Origin of the sequence: Siphonobacter curvatus (genome assembly GCF_002943425.1) — a bacterium.
GTDB classification, from domain to species: domain Bacteria; phylum Bacteroidota; class Bacteroidia; order Cytophagales; family Spirosomataceae; genus Siphonobacter; species Siphonobacter curvatus.
In genome coordinates this window covers 122,051-140,410 of the sequence record NZ_PTRA01000009.1, presented here as the reverse complement: position 1 = coordinate 140,410, position 18,360 = coordinate 122,051, and the positions used below count along the sequence as shown (strand labels likewise).

16 protein-coding genes are annotated in these 18,360 nt (G+C 44.6%); 10 read left to right on the top strand and 6 right to left on the bottom strand.

The annotated features are described in order from the left end of the window. From C5O19_RS24870 to C5O19_RS24845, 5 genes are all read left to right on the top strand, one after another. Nucleotides 1–687 (top strand): helix-turn-helix domain-containing protein (locus C5O19_RS24870; protein WP_104716071.1); only part of this gene is annotated, 687 nt, incomplete at its 5' end. A 77-nt stretch (nt 688–764) separates the two neighbouring features. Continuing rightward, on the top strand, nt 765–1,328 hold the full coding sequence (locus C5O19_RS24865; protein ID WP_104716070.1) for a cupin domain-containing protein: 564 nt from the start codon (nt 765–767) through the stop codon (nt 1,326–1,328). A gap of 335 nt (nt 1,329–1,663) precedes the next feature. Next, a complete protein-coding gene (locus C5O19_RS24860; protein WP_104716069.1) occupies nt 1,664–2,497 on the top strand; it encodes a chromate resistance protein ChrB domain-containing protein in 834 nt (277 codons plus the stop codon). Nucleotides 2,498–2,588: 91 nt separating this feature from the next. Continuing rightward, entirely contained in the window at nt 2,589–3,128 is a 540-nt protein-coding gene (locus C5O19_RS24855; RefSeq protein ID WP_104716068.1) for a hypothetical protein, read from the top strand. Nucleotides 3,129–4,043: 915 nt separating this feature from the next. Continuing rightward, nucleotides 4,044–5,597 carry a TlpA family protein disulfide reductase gene (locus C5O19_RS24845; protein ID WP_104716066.1) on the top strand — a complete coding sequence of 518 codons (1,554 nt, stop codon included), beginning with the start codon at nt 4,044–4,046 and terminating at the stop codon, nt 5,595–5,597. Between the two features lie 189 nt (nt 5,598–5,786). Here C5O19_RS24845 and C5O19_RS24840 read toward each other — a convergent pair whose 3' ends face one another. The 4 genes from C5O19_RS24840 to C5O19_RS24825 all read right to left on the bottom strand — a co-directional run bounded on the left by C5O19_RS24840 (nt 5,787) and on the right by C5O19_RS24825 (nt 9,250). Next, complete coding sequence (locus tag C5O19_RS24840) at nt 5,787–6,686, bottom strand: alpha/beta fold hydrolase (RefSeq protein ID WP_207766551.1); 900 nt, start codon at nt 6,684–6,686, stop codon at nt 5,787–5,789. Between the two features lie 28 nt (nt 6,687–6,714). After that, nucleotides 6,715–7,269 carry a TetR/AcrR family transcriptional regulator gene (locus C5O19_RS24835; RefSeq protein WP_165796123.1) on the bottom strand — a complete coding sequence of 185 codons (555 nt, stop codon included), beginning with the start codon at nt 7,267–7,269 and terminating at the stop codon, nt 6,715–6,717. Between the two features lie 294 nt (nt 7,270–7,563). After that, nucleotides 7,564–7,812 (bottom strand): hypothetical protein, encoded by a 249-nt coding sequence (locus tag C5O19_RS24830; RefSeq protein WP_104716064.1) that lies wholly within the window; start codon nt 7,810–7,812, stop codon nt 7,564–7,566. A 466-nt stretch (nt 7,813–8,278) separates the two neighbouring features. After that, nucleotides 8,279–9,250 (bottom strand): helix-turn-helix domain-containing protein, encoded by a 972-nt coding sequence (locus C5O19_RS24825; RefSeq protein WP_207766549.1) that lies wholly within the window; start codon nt 9,248–9,250, stop codon nt 8,279–8,281. A gap of 101 nt (nt 9,251–9,351) precedes the next feature. Between C5O19_RS24825 and C5O19_RS24820 the strand changes: the two genes are divergently transcribed. The 5 genes from C5O19_RS24820 to C5O19_RS24800 all read left to right on the top strand — a co-directional run bounded on the left by C5O19_RS24820 (nt 9,352) and on the right by C5O19_RS24800 (nt 15,631). Then, nucleotides 9,352–10,464, top strand: coding sequence for an FAD-dependent monooxygenase (locus C5O19_RS24820; protein WP_104716063.1), 1,113 nt, complete (start codon nt 9,352–9,354; stop codon nt 10,462–10,464). Nucleotides 10,465–10,761: 297 nt separating this feature from the next. Further along, nucleotides 10,762–12,645 carry a serine hydrolase domain-containing protein gene (locus tag C5O19_RS24815; protein WP_104716062.1) on the top strand — a complete coding sequence of 628 codons (1,884 nt, stop codon included), beginning with the start codon at nt 10,762–10,764 and terminating at the stop codon, nt 12,643–12,645. Between the two features lie 53 nt (nt 12,646–12,698). Continuing rightward, nucleotides 12,699–13,811 carry a helix-turn-helix domain-containing protein gene (locus tag C5O19_RS24810; protein WP_104716061.1) on the top strand — a complete coding sequence of 371 codons (1,113 nt, stop codon included), beginning with the start codon at nt 12,699–12,701 and terminating at the stop codon, nt 13,809–13,811. A 449-nt stretch (nt 13,812–14,260) separates the two neighbouring features. After that, entirely contained in the window at nt 14,261–15,220 is a 960-nt protein-coding gene (locus tag C5O19_RS24805) for a serine hydrolase domain-containing protein (protein ID WP_104716060.1), read from the top strand. 81 nt (nt 15,221–15,301) lie between these two features. Continuing rightward, nucleotides 15,302–15,631, top strand: coding sequence for a hypothetical protein (locus C5O19_RS24800; protein WP_165796122.1), 330 nt, complete (start codon nt 15,302–15,304; stop codon nt 15,629–15,631). Nucleotides 15,632–15,796: 165 nt separating this feature from the next. Here C5O19_RS24800 and C5O19_RS24795 read toward each other — a convergent pair whose 3' ends face one another. Next, the gene (locus C5O19_RS24795; RefSeq protein ID WP_207766547.1) at nt 15,797–16,654 is read right to left on the bottom strand and encodes a helix-turn-helix domain-containing protein; all 858 of its coding nucleotides are present in this window, start codon (nt 16,652–16,654) and stop codon (nt 15,797–15,799) included. 74 nt (nt 16,655–16,728) lie between these two features. Beyond that, nucleotides 16,729–17,895, bottom strand: coding sequence for a 4-hydroxybenzoate 3-monooxygenase (locus C5O19_RS24790; protein WP_104716057.1), 1,167 nt, complete (start codon nt 17,893–17,895; stop codon nt 16,729–16,731). Nucleotides 17,896–18,360: the final 465 nt, after the last annotated feature.

Below are 18,360 nucleotides of genomic sequence, written 5' to 3'. Positions count from 1 at the left end.
TATCCCTCTGGTCAGTTCACCAAAATAAGTCCGGACCAGCAGCAACGACTCGTCATCCCAGCCAGTGTGATTCAAGGCCAGTTACTGAGTAGCTGGTTTCATCACTATCCGGAAAATTTTAAGCTAGTCAAGATTGTTTTTCAGCCCGGAGGACTCTTTCATTTGCTGGGTCAGCTACCCACCACCTATTTTTCTAACGCCGTAGTTGATGCGGAAGATGTACTGGGCCGGGAAACCTACCAGATCCTTCAGCAATTGATGGATACCCAGCAATACGACCATATGATCCGGACCACCGAGACCTTTCTGCTCACGAGGTTTCAAAAACTGCGTTTACGGATCGAGCCGATCGATCGGCTCAGTGTCTTCGGGGAGAAGCTCTCTGGGCCTCTATCCCTGGACGATCTCGTGCATCAGTCCTGTCTTAGCGTTCGGCAGTTTGAACGAAAATTTAAGCAGCGTAACGGGGTGAGCCCTAAATTATTTTTACGGATTGCCCGCTTCAACCGGGCCTTTGCCCTCAAGCAGCGAAAGACGACCTTGGATTGGCTCGCGGTTGCCCTGAGTTGTGGCTACGGGGATTATCAGCATATGGTCAAAGACTTCAAACAATTTGCCGGACTGACGCCCCCTGACCTGCTGGAAGCCCAAGCCCGTGCCCCCGAAAAATTACTCGGTCTTCGGTAAAGATGTCGTTTTTTGACCACCACCCTTTCTACCGGCAAGGCTAGCTTTGTGACCCTCACATCCAGTCGATCAACGCTATGTATCCTCCGACACGCCGTTCTTTTATACTGCGTTTATCCGCACTCGCCGCTCATCGCTTGCTTTCGCCTACATTAGCGACTACTTCTATGGCTAGTTCAGCAACCAAACCCTTTGTGATTCAGGAGAGTGAAGCGCGCTTTGGCCAGCTTTATCAGGTTCTGGGCATGGAACTCTCCTTAAAAATAGCCGGTCAGGATACCCACCAGCAGTTGACCATGTTTTATGGCAAGTATCATAAAAACGACGGCCCACCCGTCCATGTTCATCATGGACAGGATGAGCAGTTCTACATCGTCGAAGGCGACTTTCTCGTGCAGGTGGGTGAACAGACTTACACCCTGCACGGGGGCGATACTATCTTTTTACCCAGGGAGGTGCCCCATGCCTTTTTAGTACTCAGTGAAACGGGGAAAATGTTTTTTCAGACCAGTCCAAGTGGCCAAACCGAAGCACTTTTCAAACGCCTGTCTCAATTGCCAGCTACGGCTACGCTGGAAGAGATCAAACAAGTTCACCAGAAGCATGGCGTCAGTATTGTCGGACCGCGGTTAAAAAACTAGGGTACCACTGACTGGGCAACTGCGTTTGAACGGGTGTGCTAGTTGGGTCAAGCACTGTAGGTATTTATTGATTGGGTTAGGGTCGAAAGGGTTCTAGAAGACCCCTATCTGATTATTCACTAGTCAAGGCATCGAAGCGATCTCACCAGAAAACTGTTTGTCTTGCAGAGGAAAATTCAAAAGATAGACTTCTCTGGAAGATCGATGCCATATCTACTCTATATCCTTTTACATACAACCACTCAAAAATTGTAAAATGTAGTATCGCAAGTAGTTAAAGAAAGTTAGTAGTGAGATTAAACATTTGTCATAGGTTTGCCTGAAAAACATCCCTCATGAAATGGATTACCCGTGAACGGCCCAAAATTGACCGTTTAGCCTGCCCTTGGCTTATTCGCCGATTCATTGACCCAGAAGCTGAATTTCTCTTTGTCGCTGAATCTGAGGTACTCCCCATGGCTTCAACGTTAGATGCCATACCTTTTGATGTTCCCGGTGCGGAGTATACGCATTATGAACGATTTTGTACGTTTGACTACATCCTTAAGAAACATCAGCTCACGGACCCCGCTCTGTACCGCATGGCTCCCATTATTCGCGGTGCTGATACGGATGATCATTCCCTCGCCAGTCAATCTCCGGGGCTATGGGCCATCTCCGCTGGTCTGGCTTTCAATATCACCGACGATCAAGCGTTACTCGCTCAGGGCTTCATTCTTTACGATGCGTTATATACCTGGGCTAGCCAGCTCTATCAGCAAAAACACATCCAGACTCCCGCTGAAAAGCTCTTACTAGAGATTTATCATACCTATCTGGATCATCAGAAGAAAACCAAAGTCCCCGATTGGGTGCATGAGTTACGGCAGTTGATTGACACTAATCTCGATTCTACGCTTACGCTTCAGGAATTAGCCGAAAACGTGAACGTCAATCCGAGTTACCTCTCCCGTGAATTTTCCCGGTATTTTGAAAACACCTCCTTTACCGAGTATTTGCAACAACAACGCATTGATAAAGCCCTGCACCTGCTTCGCTCTAGTGCCTATTCACTTTCCGAAATTGCGTATCTAACCGGATTTTCCGACCAGAGTCACTTTACCCGGGTTTTTAAAAAGTACATGGACCTAACGCCTAACCAATTCAGAAAAAAGCAGGCTAAAAAGTAAAGCTGGTTCCAAAGGAAATACGCGTTCTATTTTAGCTTCAGAAGGAGCTTTAATCTTGCAGGGTAACGCTATCAAAACCCGTTGCCTACTCATGCTATCTACTTACGCCTTCAAGCGAAGCCTGACTTCGATTTTGCGATTGCTCTTACTAGTGAAACTTATCTTACTTTTAGAAGGGGTCGCTCTGGGCCAATCTACCGAGCCTCCTAAAGTTACCGGGTACGTGGGCGTGCTGCACCCGATTGTAAGCTTCAGCGAAGGTCAGGTAACGCCTAATTTTAAAACCTATTACCAGGTTGGATTCCCGATTGGCCTTAATCTGTGGAAGAGTGAAAAAGTAGGCTTTTCAGCGGAGTTTGTGCCCTTCATTCGGGCTGAATCCGGTGGGAGCCGAATGTCTAATTTTCTTTTTCATCCGGGAGCTTTGTTGCGTTTCCCTAAAGGATATGTAATGGCCCTTCGAGCGGCCTTTGAAACGTCGGGCCGGTATGGCTTCACCCCTGTTCTCTCCAAAACGGTTATCAAGAAAGAACATCACGGTTACTTCGTAGCCTTGCCCTTAGCCCTACGTTTTGGAAACAGTCACGGGGCAGCCTTCACACCCGGTTTCCAGTTTGGGATTAACTTTTAGGAGCTATCCTTTATCCCTGATAAGCTGCACCATTTGGTGAGGTTTTATGAAACTGACCTGGGTTGATTCTCAGCACTTCAGATGATACGAAGGAAGTTAAGACTGACTACCTGGAAAGGTAGTCAAACCCAGTCAGTATGTAGAATTAAGATGATATTTTATAACCTATATGGGCTAGTAGAAGATGTAAGAGAAATAGTAAGAGGCTAATAAGCGTGTATATCTTTCTATTCGAAAACACCCCTCTCAGAAGCACTGTAAAAATCAATCCGTAAGCTAGGAGGTTGATAGCCGAATCTCTTCGATAAGCTTCAGCAGATTCATAACTAGGCCAACCTGATTCCATGGCAAGCTCTGAGCCGAAAGGGTACGTTACCATATCTTTTTTGATAGCTACCTGGTAGTACTCAAATAAAAATAGAAGTAGCATCAATAGAAGAAAACTTGCTACTACAAGCTCTATAATCTTCAAGGGAGTAATGATTACTGACTTCTGTGGCATAAGTGTCTGCCCGTTAAGTTGACGTAGGAAAAAGAGTAAGGCAACTGGCCACAAAGTTCACTTCACTTCACCACTTATCAATATATAACTAAATTATTAGTTATATATTGATTTTTTTTCTATTCTTGCTTTTAGAAATCTCGAACCTCTCAACCTTATCTAAAATGTGCTTGCCTTATCCGCTCTGAATGACTACAGAATTGGTAACCGGATCCTTTTACCGTCTGCTCGATCTGTTGACTTGCAGGCGAGTCTGTCTGTGCGTAGCAATACGTGACTCAGAATGACCTGTAGGTCGTTTATGTAAAGCTAGTTTAAAATAGGTCAACTACCTGGTGCAGGCATTCGCTAGTGCATAGATAAACCTATGCCCAAATCTAAATCACTATTCATCTCATCTAAACCTCCTTCCAATGAAATACATTCTCACTGCATTTGTACTAATGGTCTTCGCTAGCTTTGGGTGTTTAGGTCATCCCACGCCCCTTAAGCCCATTACCATCCTGTTTAGCAATAACCCAACGATCGAACAGATCTTTTACCATACCAAGAATATATGGATCGGGAGTACAAACGTAGTAGAGTTATGCGATAAAGACCACGTAACCACTTTGGATTACACCAAAGGCGAGCAGATCCGTTCCCTGATCCAACCCATAGCTCGTGCCCATGCCCTGCTTCGGGTGAGAAAGAATTTCTTTGATTTTGAAGAGTATGTAGTTCAGCAAGGAGATTCGATTCAGATCACCTATCAGCCTTCAAGCGTAGCGATTACGATTCTTAACCGAGCGGTCAAACCCTATGATCTGCTTTTTGAAAAGATCCCTACCGACTCGAATGTAATTCAAACGTATACATCGATCGGTAGTTATTTAAATGTTGCTCATCTCAATGTCAAACGCATCCTTACTGATGAAAAGATGCGAAAAGAGAGTAATCTCCTGAATGGACGGCAAAAAACGGAACGCCGGCTCAAACTTACTGCGGAACATAGAAACCAGCTGATGTCCTCGGTTTTGTTTTCACTGGCTAGGCAAAAGCAGTTACTGGATTCGCTGTACGCGGCAGGTGAACTCTCGCCGGTCTGTTATTCCTACTATTCCGTAAGAACCCGTTTGTTAGTTTATAAGGTTGTCGTAGAAGCGAACCAGTTATCCAAACAAGCCATCGCAACGCTATTTCATTCGAAAGAAATGCAGGCCGACGAAACGGTAGATCATTTCTACTACCAGAAGTTGGTTGATGCCGTCGAAGAACACTTGATCGTCAATCAGGCTCGCTTGGTTCAGAGCGGTCAGGGAGACACGCCGGATTACCGAGAAATCTTCGATCAAACTAGAAACGCGGAACTGTTTTCTGTTCAGGCTAAAGAGTATTTGTTGACCAAGCAAATCCACCAGATCTATTCAACGTTCTCAGCCGAGGATTTCAAGAAGTATTACCAGATTTACGAGAAAGAAGTCAAGGATAAGGACCTACTCGCTCGAAGTTACAACGACTTTTCCCTGGAGTTTGATAGCAGCAGACATGACGTTAACTCCGTTGCTTTACTCCAAGAGTCGGGTGCCAAGATCCTGCTTGAGCAGGTACTCAAGCAACATGCGGGTAAGATCGTCTACGTGGATTTTTGGGCGAGTTGGTGTGTTCCGTGCCGGGCGGCCATGAAAGCTTCCCATGAGCTACGTCAGTCGCTCTCAAAGGCGAAGGTGGTATTTGTCTACCTTTCCATTGATGATAACAAAACTTCCTGGCAGAAAGCGAGCGTTAAGGAAGAGTTGAGTGACTACAGTCAAAACTATCTCATTGTGAATCATCGGACATCCGCCTTTCTCAAAAAAGCGAAACTGGATGCCATTCCCAGATATATGATTTTCGATAAATCCGGTCGGTTGATGTACCCTAATGCCCCACGGGTAGAAAGCAAGGACATTGGTTTACTCTTAACTCAACTCGCCAGTAAACCTTAACGGTTCAACCAACTAATGAGGGGGCTTGAAGCTAGATAGGCTCTCTGCCACTTTTCCTGTTGTATAATCAATTGTAAGTAAAATGATCTATTATGGTTATAGATACCTAGTAAAAATTATATACACAAGGTTTGTAAAAGGTTATCGGGAGAAAAGATCCAATAGCTTTTCTCCCGATAACCTGCTTCTTTAGCCTAAAAACGCCATCATTGCTGCCGCGGTCTTCTGAGGTTGTTCCGCTAGCAGGAAATGGCCACTTTCTTCGATTTGAACGACCTGCCATTGCGTAGCCTGTTCGGGTAAGGTATAGTTTAGTAACTCATAGCCACTGGCTCCAATTCCTAAAACCGGCATAGGCAAAGCCGCATACGTTTTACTATCTTCAATATCCTGCAAGAAAGCCTGATACCAGGCATTGGAGGCTCGAATCCCTGCCTCGGTGTCATACGCTGCTGCATAAACGGCTCGATCGCTGGTATCAATGCTGTTTTTATTAAGCAGAAGATGATCAAAGACCCAGTCCAAGATGATACGTATGCGGCCTGCTAAAACCTGCTCGGGTAATTGCTTGAGTTGATTGAAGGCCACCCACCAGGGATAGGTATAGCCACTTCCTTCCGCCATGGAGCCCGTAGGAAGCATCGGTAGCCGAAACATATCAGGTGTCGGATGCGGCGTATCGAGAAGGATCAGCTTGCTTACCAGTTTTGGGTGATTGGCGGCCAAACTAAAGGCCACATGGGCTCCAATGTCGTGCCCCGCTACATAGGCGTTAGAGTAACCTAAGTGAGTGATTAACTCGGCAAGGTCCTGAGCCATGTTTTTCTTATCATAGCCCATAAGGGGCATGTCCGAATGACCCATTCCCCGAATATCAACAGCAATTACCTCATAGTGCTGGGCCAGCAAGGGCATCACTTTATGGTAAGCCCACCAGGTTTCGGGCCAGCCGGGGAGAAGAATTAAAGGATTGCCTTTTCCACCGCTCACATAGTGCAAGTGCACGCCATTAACCGAAGCATACCGCTCCTGAAAACCGGGTAAAGCGTTAAGAAGCTCTTCGTTGGTTGAAGAAATTTGAGTCATCATAAAAAAAGTAAGAATGAATGAGCTTTGTTTAACCCTGCAGTCCAATACTACGACTGAAGGAATACCAGGCGTACGTCTTCAGATCCTGACGAGCCACGGTTCCTGAATCCAGGGCGTGAACGGTTGTATGGATCATACCCCCAAACAGATGAAAAATCCAGGCAATGGAAAGCTGCTGACTAATAAGTCCCTGGCCTTGAAGCTGGGTAATCAGCGTAAACCATTTATCCTTAATTGTATCGTAGCCTTGCGTAAGGGGCGGAGAGGAAGGGGGCGGCGTCTGAACCTGTAGCTTGGTAAGAAAAAGAAATTTGTAATTGCAATCGATACCGGCATAGAGCATACGTTCGAGTTGCGTTACAGGATGGTCACTGCTTTGATAGGCCTGGGTCATGGCTGCTTCGCAAGTCGTAAGCATTTCACGCGTACAAGCCTCCAGCAGATCTTTTTTATCGCTAAAATAGCGATTAAGCGTACGGCGAGTAATGCTGGCAGCATCCGCTACGGTATCTAACGTAGCGGACGAATGGGTAGCAAAGGTGGCAATAGCACAATCGATAATACGTTGACGAGTATCTTCCATGTCGCAAACATAAGACATGTGTCTTTAAAATAAGACATTGGCGGTCGTTTTTTTGTTAACTTAAAAGGTCCACCTTCGCCTTATCTTACGAGAAATACCGCTTTAATAGGCCTGTGGTTTTACTGGCTAGCTAAGTCTAATGTGTTGGTGATTATCTCCATAGTTAACGTTGAAGCGTTGAAAGTTAAAGGGTTAGATCCACGAAGGCGAATCGTTCATCTAATCTTCTAGTAGTAGAGGAAAAGGTTATCAAATAAAAGAGACCCGACTCATCATCACGCTGTTCTTCGGGTTTTAAAGCAGCACTTCCACTAAATCGGGTCCCAAGATTGTGACTCGTTCGATTTCGAAGTAATCGCCGTTTTGAATCCACTCTAAAATATTCGCAGGCAAAGACTTATCGATAAAAGCGAACAAATTGATATAGATGCCTGCCTGAGGCATGCCTGGTAAATCGAAGGGCGATGCGGTCTCTAAGTACGCCTGTATCTCTGGCTCGAATTCGCCGAACAGGCCCTTGGTAAACTTAATCTTTGCTTTCATAGCGTCGGTGTGTTAAAAAAAAATAAGGCTTTCTCGGACAATGCCAAGGAAGCCTTACTAGGATACATCTAGGTGGGTGGATAAACTGATATGGAAACAAACACACTACTTGCTTAAGAATACGTATCTTCCTGCAGAAGCCCCGTTAGTCATTTTGATAATCCCCTTAACCAGCCTGACTAACGGGGAGACTCTACGTTAAGAGCCTAATCCTGCAAGATGAACAGAGGTTGCCTTGTGGACCCCTGCCAAACAAGACGATACAAATGTAACGGTTATTGATATACGACAAACAGCCCTAATGTAGTCATTATTCACCCCCTAATTATCGCCTGAGGCTTCATCTCGTGTGCTTATTGAACCCGATCGACGAGTACTTTACGCAATACCTTTTGGGGGAATCGTACCTAGTGAAGTTTGCCTGGTACGAGTTGATTCAAGGGTCTGACCATCCCTTTGAATTGCTTCACAGGTTGGTTAGGTTCAAACTTTGAACGTATTTTTTTGGCTTCTTCCCTATGTGCTTTTCAAATACTTTCGTGAAATGACCCAGATTCTCAAAGCCCATTCGAAATCCAGCTTCGGATACCGATACCTTTTCTTCGCGTAAAAGCCGTGCGGCTTCTTTCATACGCAGACGCTGATAGTAATCATAGATACCCATGCCAAATACCTGCGTAAAAACTTTACGGAGTTTCAATTCATTCATACCAGCAATTTCTTTCAGGGTAGCTATGGTACTGGGCTGGTCTAATGAGGAAACGATTTTGTCCCTAACTCGATAGACAGCCTGAATTTCCTTTCCATTCAGCTTCAAACCAACAGAGCTCTCCCGTTTCTTCAAACTTTCAAACATATAGAAAAGCAATTCCATCGCCTTCAGTTTGTAATAAAAACCTTTCATAGTAAGGGGCTCTTCCTTTTTAACGATGTCATTTACGGTACGTAAAATGTCATCGGTCATCAATTCCTCTATCCAAAAATTATTAGCACTATCAAAAAGATACCCGAAATGGTCAGCTTCCTCCCTTAGAAACTCCTTCAGATATTCTGCACTAATACTGATGGAAACATGGGTTACGCGAGTCCCTTTTTTGAAATGCAAGGTTTGCCTGATCGAATACGGAAAAATACGCACATAAGGCGGCTCCAAGGGTTCAGTTGATGTAGGATTATCCGTTCCATCTGGTGCTTTATCTTCAAAGATATTGTAAAAGATAAAACCAATACCGTCTTTAATATCAGATTGGCCCGTTACGCGGGTGAAGTCCTGATTGGTGACAAATGAGCCGAAGTGCATGGCCATGTCGGGCAAAAAAATAAATCCTTTAAAGAAGTTAACCTGAAAATACTGCAAGAACTCTTCAAAGGTCACCCCCACCTTATTGGTAAACTGCTCCACACTGTCGTCAAAATATTGACCCCCAGCATTATTCATTTTTTCGATCAAAATTAGTTGCTTTTCGAATATTTTACTCGTAAAGCTACAGATACTTTTGCGGTGTAATTAAATGTATTACCGTAAAAAAATTCATACGGATGAAAAAACAAGTGCTGATATCGGGTGCCAGCTTTGCTGGATTAACATTGGCCTACTGGCTGAATAAATTTGGTTATGGTGTTACTGTCGTGGAATTGGGTAAGGATCTTAGAACCAATGGCTCACCTATTGATGTGCGTGGTGAAGCCTTGAATATCGCCAAGGACATGGGTATATTGGATCAGATTAAAGCGAATGAATTTGTTCATACCGATGAGGTCGTGAATGCCCAAGATCAAACCATAGCTACCTTTGCTATCAATACACTGCCGCAGTATTTAGGGGATATAGAAATACACCGTGGGGATTTATTAAAAATTATCTACGAAGCGATTGCAAAAGATGAGATTGAACTAATTTTTGGCACGAGCATATCCTCATTGACTCAGCAGGAAGATCGGGTAGAGGTAACGTTCGAAAAAGGGCAGACCAAGTCTTATGACTTTGTTTTTGGAGCTGATGGCACTCACTCCAGCGTTCGAAAACTTGCTTTCGGACCCGAAGATCAATTTAAAAAGTTTCTTGGGGTCTACTTTGCCTTTGCTAAAGCAGATCAGGTGCAGACCGGTAGACCCAAGTCTACGGGTATTGTGTATCGTGAAGTAGGAAAACAGGCCGTAGTGTATCAATTTAAAAATGGTGCCAATGCTATCCTTTTATTCCGATCGCCTAAATTGGCTTGGAACTACCGAGATCACCAACAACCGAAGCAGATTTTAAGGGAACATTTCGGTACGAATACGAATTGGAAACTTCCGGAAATTTTAGAGTCAATGCTTAGTGCTGATGAATTATATTTTGATGAAGCCTGTCAAATCCATATGCCGGATTGGACAATAGGGCGGGTAGCTCTACTAGGCGATGCCGCCTACGCACCAAGCTTCTTCACCGGCATGGGTACGAGTTTAGCTATACAAGGGGCAACCCTGTTAGCTAAACAGCTGCATGCGAATGAAGATTATCAAATTGCTTTTTCAGAATATAACCAACGCTTTAAGCCTTTTGTCGAGCAGGTACAAGCTCGCGTATCCTTTGGATTAAAAGTTCAATTGCCTGAGACCGAAGAAGCGTTACAAGCCTCTTATAAAGCCTTGAGCAGTCCCAATCCATGAGCATACCTGCAGATTCATTAACTTTTGATATTCCTTAGGTTATAAGCATTTATGCCCGAAGTCTTTTTGAAAAGTGCATAAATAATTAGAGTAAGTGATGCTCGAGACTTAGTAGAGCGGGGTTTGGATTTTCATGTCATGCAGTTCATTGATTATAGCAATCTAGAATTGAATGGGGTGTCGAGCTCACTTGCCTCTTATACGGCTGGTTTTCATAAAATCTTTCCTCTTTTTAGTTCGCTTGGATAGAACCGAACTACCCAAAAAAGGGGCTGGTGTACTTTGGCAAAAAAAACGATGACCCAAAGTCGCACTTTATTCGTTACGCTGCTTTTGCTGCTGACCTGCTGTACTACCAGTAAGGCCCAAGCCCCCAGCCTTCCTGATGCATCCACAGCCCCATTGATGACAGAACTCAAGCAAGTCATGCAGAAAGAGCATTTGCCGGGTTTAATGGTTTCCATTGTAAAAAGGGACAGCCTCTTCTTTTCAGCAGGACTCGGCTATGCCGATGTAGAACAACAACGCAGAGTTGATGCCCATACGCAATTTCACCTGGCTTCCATCACCAAGTTTTTTGTGGCCATGGGTATTCAAAAACTGATTGCAGCCGGTAAACTGCATCTGAATGATCGGCTACGCGTACTTGCCCCCGAAATTCCTTATACCAACCCCTGGGAATCTACGCACCCTGTAAGGCTTGTTCACCTGTTAGAGCACACGGCTGGATTCGAAGACATTGAATTAAGCAGGATGGTTCACACCAGCCGCCTACCGCTCAAAGGCATTGAGGCCGTACAATCGGTAGAGCATTCCTTGCATGCTCGCTGGAAACCTGGTCAGATCATGTCCTATTCAAATCCGGGTTATATGGTATTAGGCTACCTGCTAGAGAAAGTATCGGGTATGCCCTGGAATCACTACCTAGACCAGGTCCTCCTTCAACCCTTAAAAATGGATCATACCCTCTTTGATCGAGACGGTAAAAAACTGCCACTCTATGCTATAGGCTATAACTTCGATACTAAAGCATTTACCGCTCTACCCCTGTACGGACCTAGCGGCAATGGAGCCGCTGGATCTCTGGTTTCAACGGCTACGGATATGACCAAGTTTATGCGTTACCTGTTAAAGGTTCATACAGACAGTGCTACTGAGCTACTGCCTGAGCGTGACCAGTTAGAGATGGAAAGAATCCACAGCACCTTAGCTAGCCGAAACGGCTTACACACGGGCTATGCTCTGGGTAACGAACTATTCCCGAACAACAAAAAAGTAGCATTCAGGGGGCATAATGGCAAAGGGGAAGGCTTTAGCTCCTGGTTATTCTTCAACCGGGAAGCTGGCTTAGCCTATGCTGTTTCTACGAATTGCAATGCGAATCTATGGCCGGTATCTCAGGTTATTGAAGGTTTTCTAACGAAAGACATTCAAGCTCCAACGCTACCCGCTCTCCTGCTCGATGCGTCAACTGTAGAACCTCTGTTGGGCTACTATCAATTCATGAATCCCAAAAATGAAACGTGGGAGTTTTACAAGAGAATATTCTCGGGCATTAGACTCGTGTCTATTCATCAAGATAAGCTCATCATCGATGCAGGAAAGGGTCCCATTGATTCTCTGATTCACGTGGGAAAGGGTATATTTCGATTCAGGGGAGATATCGTACCTTCTGCAGTGTTAGGCCGAGATGAAGAAGGACGTGCCTTTTTTCAAGGGTATGGCAACCGGTTTTACGGGAAAACATCCGAGTCATCGATTCTCATGCAAAAGATTCCTATTTACCTTGGACTCATCGCCGCTTTTTTGTCCCTACTCTATACGCTAATCGGTATACCTCTCTTACTGGTTAAGAAAATAAACCTGAGGCAGCTTTCATTACCGCTTTTCCCCGCTGTAGGAATCGTTTGTTTCGGGCTATCGTATCGACTTTTGGGGGCAACGGATGAGATTCACAAAGAACGGTTTACTTTTCTGAATGCGACCAGTTTCTCTATTTTCGCCGGTATGCTCTTGTTTGCCATTAGTGTCATTATTGGAGCCTATGGTTTATATAATCAATGGTCTAAGCTCACTAAAATCTGGATAAAATTTGCCTTACTTTTCAATAGTATCTTTTTGTTTTACTTGGTTGTATTACTGACCATCCACGGTTGGATTGGCGTTCCCATCTGGCGGTAAGGCCATCAGAAGTTTTGAACTCTAGCACATTCAGCAGCCTTGCCAATGATCTCATGTCCGACTTATCTGTTTTAGCTACTTTTTTTGCCTTTTCCGCGGGAGCATTGGGGCTGTTAGGAGCCTTGTTTTGGATGGGTTTAACGAAGGCAAACAAGCCAGCCGACCGATGGCTCGGAGCCTTCTATTTTATCCTTGCCTGCACATTCACCCAACTTTTCCTGGAAGCATTTAAACGGGATGTCAGTGGTCTGTACCATGTACTAGAATTACCCAGATGGGCTATGCTTCCCTGTTTGTATCTGGCCGTAAACCATTACGTAGCTCCTTCTTTGCCTATTAAGAACTGGCTTCTGCACTTCGTACCCTTCTTGCTTTTTCTTGTCTTTTCTCTCGTCTACTTAACGCCCACGCTTAGTAGCGAACCGGCCTATTTACCTTCCTTGCCAGCTTGGATACGGTTTACGGTCCGGTATTTTTTCTTTGGCCAGATGATGTATTATTGGATAAGCTGCTTTTCTCTACTCCGCCGTCACCGAAAAAATATACAACTCCTCTCTTCGTTTACCGACAAAATTGATCTGAAGTGGCTTAGTTATCTCCTGGCCTCCGTGTTGGTGTTGATCGTCATTCGCCTGCTAAGTGTATTGATTAGTGACATCACTGCTTTTTCCTCTGTGCTCTATTTTGTAGGGATCATCCCGTTGGCTTATGCCACCCTAACTCAAAAATCAATTTATCTAACGGAGTCTTATCTTCCCTTAGAAAAAGACGAGATAGCAGCTAAAAAAGCCAGTAATGAACGACTTACGCCTGCTCAGGTTGAAGCACTCAAAGGAATCATTCTGCGAAAGACCCAGGATGAGAAACTGTACCTCGATCCCAACCTAACCCTTTCGGCATTAGCATTAAAGATAGGCATTACCACCCATGAATTATCTTACGTGCTTAACAATGGATTTGGGAAGAACTTTTATCAGTTTATTAATGAACTGCGAACGCAGGAAGCAAAGATCCTGCTCCTATCCGATGACCTAAAGCATATGGATCTGTTGGGTGTTGCCATTAAAGCTGGCTTCAACTCCAAAACTACCTTTTACACCACCTTTAAAAAAGCAACGAATCTTACGCCTAAAGAATACATCCAAGCCCATACAAAAACCAATTGAACCTAAGGCATCTATAGGCCAGCATTCTTATGGCATTCATTATACCTTCCGCACTTGGTACATGTTTTCACTGAGACGTTACGGACAAGAGAGGAATTTACGTTTTTATCATTTATGTCCGCTTTTTTTAATCTTACAGGGCTTTTATAGCTACTCTCCAAGGGTAAGAAGGTTATCCATTCCGGGCTTACCTCTTCGCGGATTTATTCAGCGGCTCATGCAAGGGATTCTATTGGCCTCCTTGGTACTAGCTGTATAACTAAAGAACAATGGATCAATGGCAGTAGATTGACAGTTCATAGTCTACAGAGGACATCTTTTTAGTTAGATGGTATCTGTTACTCCATAAGCTTGAGGTTACTTATATACTTATTTACTTATCCTTGGCGGTACAATGATCCGCTTTAGTTTAACTTAAAGACACATATACCACTAAATAAACCAGAAAGATGCCATTCCCTCGCTGGATTTGTACTTTCCTTTTTCTCTTTCTTAGCATTCATTCTTACGCCCAGAGAACATTTGATAACAACCTTAGCCTTGAGATTGATTCGCTTTTTTCCCAACGTCTGCCTGCCGTTGCCCCCGGCGGCGTGTTATTGATTGCTAGACAGGGAAATATCCTTTATCACAAGGCTTTCGGAAACGCGGATTTGGAAAAGAATACGCCCATGCAGCCCGATATGATCTTTCGCATCGGCTCCATTACCAAACAGTTTACCGCCGTTGCCATCCTTCAACTCGCAGAAGCAGGCAAACTTTCCCTTCAGGACTCGATTCAAACCTACCTTAAAAATTTTCCCAGCAAAGGCCACACTCTTACCATCGAACACCTGCTTACGCACACTTCTGGCATTAAAAATTACTTTGAAATCGATAACCCTACCCAGCAACGACCTACCTATACGCCCGCTCAGGGGGTCGATTATTTTAAAGATGAGCCCCTAAGCTTTGCACCAGGAAGTCAATTTGAATACAGCAATTCCAATTACTATTTATTAGGGTACCTCATTGAAGTCATTACGGGGCAACCCTATGAGCAGTACCTTCACGAACATGTTCTGGCTAAAGCAAACCTAACCCATACTTCTTATTATAATGCTGAAAGTCCAGTAAGTCCAATGCCTGCGGCTTACGCCAAAGTAGACAGAAAACTGGGAAAAGCCAGCCTTCAGGAAATCTACACGTTGTATGCTGCCGGAGGTTTGCTTTCTTCGGCAACAGATCTACTTACCTGGCATCAGGCTTTGCTAGCAGGAAAACTCATCAGTGATTCATTACTAAAAAAAGCCTGGACTTCCTTCAAGCTTACCAACGGAACGGATGCTCCGTATGGCTATGGTTGGTACAATAAAAAACTCGACGGGCAACCTACGATTGAGCACGCTGGCTCTACGGATGGCTTTTAAACCAATGCCGTTTATCTGCCCCAGGCGGATCTTTTCGTAGTAACTCTATTTAATGGGTTTGAGCTGGATATGGACTGGGTCGTGCTTACTAACGATATCATCGATCAAGTGTTCGGGCGAAAACCGTATGCGTTGACGATTCCCCAGTTACAAGCGTACGTAAGAACGTATACGTACAAAAAATCCTACCAAATGGTGGTCACCCGGGAAGAAAATAAGTTATACATCCGAGCGACCAATCCCAAATCTCGTTTACCAAAGGTTCAATTGCACCCCAAAAGCGATGGTCTTTTCTTTATTAAGGAAGCTGCATTAAGTTTTAGCTTTGAAAAGGATTCCAAAGAGGGGGTTACTTCCATGGCCAGTTACTATCGCAATAAAAAAGATGTAGACTGGAAAAAGGAAAAGTAAACGCTTGTTTTACCGATGCCTCTGTTAATCAAAGCTATTAAACGAATGTTGATGAGCAGTTGCACTGGCCAAGAAACGTTCACAGCTACCGAGAATGACTGTTGCGAAGGAGGAAAATGGTAAGGTAGCCTGACCCAACTAGTATAGCTATCCGAATCTACCGTTTTATACCGACTTGAAACGAACTTTATTTAGGTCGCTCTTCATTTTTTTGAATGTGCTCGGGGCGACCCCGATAATTTTGCTGAACAAACGGGTAAAATACTTTAGATCATTGAAACCCAGCTCATCTGCCACTGCTAGTATGGTATGATCAGAGTAATATAATAAGCGTCGGGCTTCCCGCATTAATTCTTGCTGAATATGGTAAGTGATCGGGAAGCCGGTAACGGACTTGACCGTATCATTCAAGTGGCTGGCTGAAATGTTCATTTCAGCCGCATACTGTGAGGTGCTTTTCATGGTGCGGAAGTTGTTTCGAAGCATCTGCCGGAAAATCTTCGTCATCTCAATACTACGAGTAGAATGCGTGCGTAGCCTCGACTTTTCCTGCTGTAAGTAGATGGAAGCGAATCGATAAATGAGTGAACTGAGCATTCCCTGAATGACTTGCTCTTGAAATAACGGTGCAGGTTCCTTATAGATTAAATAGAGATGATCTATCAAAGAATAGAGGTGTGCAAATTGCTGTGACGCTACCGGTATCAAAATGATTTCGGCTAGACATTGATCGAGGATGCTTCTCAGGTTTACGTCAAGTATGGCAGGATCAAATGCCAGAAACCAACCACGCTTTACCTGGGCGGATACGATATGATGGATCTGGCCTGGATAAGAAACAAAAATATGGTGATCGTTCAACTGAACTTTTTCAAAATCGACTTCTAGCTCCATCTCCCCTTTATCAAGCACGATACAATAGTAAAAGTCATGCCGGTGTGGTTGCGACATCTCATATAGAGGATGCTGAAGCTTTAGGGCATCCATTGTGTGTACATAGACCCCTGAAAACCAATCATACATCGGATGAACTGGTATTTTTGTTCTTTTAATCATAGGCAGCCAAAGCTCCTAAAAAAACGATGATGTTGACCGGCTTAGTTCGTCCCGCCCTGATATTCCATATGCAGGCGAGCTGCGGTAGGCGAATGAAACAGATTATCTAAACGAGCACGGGCAACCATCTGACGAAATGCTCCGTACTGCGAAGGATCACCTGCATCATGCATGGTGTCAGCCATCCATAGGGCGAAATCCTGATAATTCCATACATGAGGCAAACAGGTAGTAGAATAATGTTCCAACGCGGTTGTATCGTGCTCCTTAATCGCACTGATTAGGGCATGGGCCAGTATATCCACATCGTAAAGCCCTAGATTCATTCCTTTGGCACTTACGGGAGGAACAAGGTGGGCGGCATCACCGGCCAGGAAAAGATTATTATACTGCATAGGGGAGTAAACGACAGAACGAAAGGGAACAAATTCAATATGGTGTATGGGAACGTTTTCAATGGAATCATCCCCTACTCTACGCCTAATTTCATCCCAAATACGCTCATTCGGCCAATCTGCTGCATGATCACTTAAAGCACATTGCAAATAATACCGGCTCCGTTGCGGACCACGTGGAAGTTGAGCGGCAAATCCATGTTCACTGATTGCCATAATGGGATAGCCTGTTACTGGGGCTTCAACCAGAGCAGCTAACCAGGCATATCCATACTCGTAACTATATTTAGTCAATAATTCTTCAGGAATCGATGATCGGCTGACTCCCCGATCGGCATCACACCCTGCCATATACTCACAAACAATTTGATGCTGACCGCTTTGATCCGTATACGAAACCTGGGGACGTTCCTTTTTTTCGTTCCGAATGGTGAGGTCAACGACCTCAAACCGGACGTCTGCTGCCGTTACATCCACTAGATCTCGTAGTAAATTATTAACCAGCATTTGCTGGGTACAGAACAGACTTTGAGCCCCATTGTCGCCGATGCCGCTAAACACCCGTGGTAAGCCGTTGAGGCGATACTCAATAGCGTACGCAGCCGGACCGCTGAGTAATTTATCCGCCAACCCCCATTCTTCAAACATCCGCACGGCCCGGGAATCAACTACGCCAGCCCGTTGCCGCGTCTCAATATAGGCACGATCACGCCTTTCCAATACCACAAAAGGTATTTTGGCCTTCTGTAAAAATGCGGCCAGCGTCAGTCCGCATACACCAGCTCCGATGATAACGACGGTGGTTTCTTCCATTGTTTTTGTTTGATTTGTTTCCGTAGTAGCCTGTAACCAAATGATAGGCAAATGTATCGGACCCCGTAAATCAAACAGGGTAGCAAAGTAAGGTTTTAGGTGGACGATTCACGGATTTGTCAGTCATCTCCTTCTTCACGCGGTAGTAATGTGGAATACTAACCCATTTAGGTTACTTCTAATGACCCGATTACAGGCCACAGAGGAGTCCATTGAATCTCAAACGTGTGTAAGCGAAAAAGTCAGTAAGGTAGCCCGGGTGTAGATTTTGTCTACGACGGGCAAAGCCGTCTATGAGAGTACCGCTCCCGCGGCTCAGGTGGAAGTCAGCAGTCTGACCGACTGATGGGTACATCCGCTACTTCCTCTAAGATGATAAGCTTCCGGCATCGTGCGTACCATTAACGAGCAACTCTATCAAGCTTGACTATAGGTTCACTTTTGCATATTTAGTGAACCTATAGT

What these genes read in the sequence shown, in the direction of transcription:
- C5O19_RS24830 (WP_104716064.1), bottom strand. Translation starts at nt 7,812, where the DNA reads ATGAAAGCAAAGATTAAGTTTACCAAGGGCCTGTTCGGCGAATTCGAG.
- C5O19_RS24840 (WP_207766551.1), bottom strand. Translation starts at nt 6,686, where the DNA reads ATGATGACTCAAATTTCTTCAACCAACGAAGAGCTTCTTAACGCTTTA.
- C5O19_RS24845 (WP_104716066.1), top strand. Translation starts at nt 4,044, where the DNA reads ATGAAATACATTCTCACTGCATTTGTACTAATGGTCTTCGCTAGCTTT.
- C5O19_RS24835 (WP_165796123.1), bottom strand. Translation starts at nt 7,269, where the DNA reads ATGGAAGATACTCGTCAACGTATTATCGATTGTGCTATTGCCACCTTT.
- C5O19_RS24825 (WP_207766549.1), bottom strand. Translation starts at nt 9,250, where the DNA reads ATGAATAATGCTGGGGGTCAATATTTTGACGACAGTGTGGAGCAGTTT.
- C5O19_RS24795 (WP_207766547.1), bottom strand. Translation starts at nt 16,654, where the DNA reads ATGTATGATTGGTTTTCAGGGGTCTATGTACACACAATGGATGCCCTA.
- C5O19_RS24860 (WP_104716069.1), top strand. Translation starts at nt 1,664, where the DNA reads ATGAAATGGATTACCCGTGAACGGCCCAAAATTGACCGTTTAGCCTGC.
- C5O19_RS24855 (WP_104716068.1), top strand. Translation starts at nt 2,589, where the DNA reads ATGCTATCTACTTACGCCTTCAAGCGAAGCCTGACTTCGATTTTGCGA.
- C5O19_RS24820 (WP_104716063.1), top strand. Translation starts at nt 9,352, where the DNA reads ATGAAAAAACAAGTGCTGATATCGGGTGCCAGCTTTGCTGGATTAACA.
- C5O19_RS24790 (WP_104716057.1), bottom strand. Translation starts at nt 17,895, where the DNA reads ATGGAAGAAACCACCGTCGTTATCATCGGAGCTGGTGTATGCGGACTG.
- C5O19_RS24815 (WP_104716062.1), top strand. Translation starts at nt 10,762, where the DNA reads ATGACCCAAAGTCGCACTTTATTCGTTACGCTGCTTTTGCTGCTGACC.
- C5O19_RS24865 (WP_104716070.1), top strand. Translation starts at nt 765, where the DNA reads ATGTATCCTCCGACACGCCGTTCTTTTATACTGCGTTTATCCGCACTC.
- C5O19_RS24810 (WP_104716061.1), top strand. Translation starts at nt 12,699, where the DNA reads ATGTCCGACTTATCTGTTTTAGCTACTTTTTTTGCCTTTTCCGCGGGA.
- C5O19_RS24805 (WP_104716060.1), top strand. Translation starts at nt 14,261, where the DNA reads ATGCCATTCCCTCGCTGGATTTGTACTTTCCTTTTTCTCTTTCTTAGC.